The following is a 752-nucleotide window of genomic DNA, read 5'->3' on the forward strand; positions in this document are numbered from 1 at the left end:
TTACAGGCCCGCACGCTGCAGACCGAACCCTGGCCCCGCGAGCGCCGGGCGGCGACAGCGCACCTGCGCCGACTGGGGTGGACCGCCAACGAACTCCACGACCGGCTCACCGCCCTCCGCTGCCTCAAGGCGGCCGCGTGACTACCACCCGCACCACGAGAAAGACCACCGTGCGCCCCGACTCGCCCCTGATCCCGTTCGTCATCCAGCGTGAGGGCGAGGAAGCCGCCCCGGACAACCTGCGGCTCACCCCGCTCGGGTCGGGCCGTTACCGACTGAGCTACGCCGACGAGGACCCCCGCGACCGTGACCTGCGGGGTGTGCTGTGGGCCCGCTGCGGACTCGGTCCGGTCGATGACCAGGGACGGCCGACGGGACGGCCGCAGTGGCGGATGATGCACCCCCTGCGTCAGCGCGGCTGCATGCAGATGCTGCGCTGCCAGGTGTGCGCCGGGCCGGCGCGGACCTCGCGCGGCTGGATCTTCCTCGCGGGCCCGGACACCGTAAACCCGAGCGACGAGTTGGTGCTCACCAACCAACCGCCCGTGTGCCCGAAGCACGCCCGCACCGCCGCCGAGCTGTGCCCGCACCTCACCGCCGAGCCGATGGTGTTCCTCGCCCGCAGCGCCCCGCTGTACGGGGTAATCGGCGTCGGCTACGGCGTCCGCGACGGGAACGTGCAGGTCGTGGAGCGCCCCGCCGGGCCGATCCCGTACGGCCATCCGCTGATGCCGACCGTGCTCGCCTCGCAG

General features: G+C 73.0%; 1 protein-coding gene. It reads left to right on the top strand.

Going from position 1 to position 752, the window contains the following annotated elements:
- Nucleotides 1–137: 137 nt before the first annotated feature.
- The coding region (locus tag LPA54_RS33785; RefSeq protein ID WP_228984518.1) for a hypothetical protein at nt 138–752 on the top strand (615 nt) is incomplete at its 3' end.

The sequence above is a fragment of the Streptomyces sp. DH12 genome (assembly GCF_020873895.1).
GTDB lineage: Bacteria > Actinomycetota > Actinomycetes > Streptomycetales > Streptomycetaceae > Streptomyces.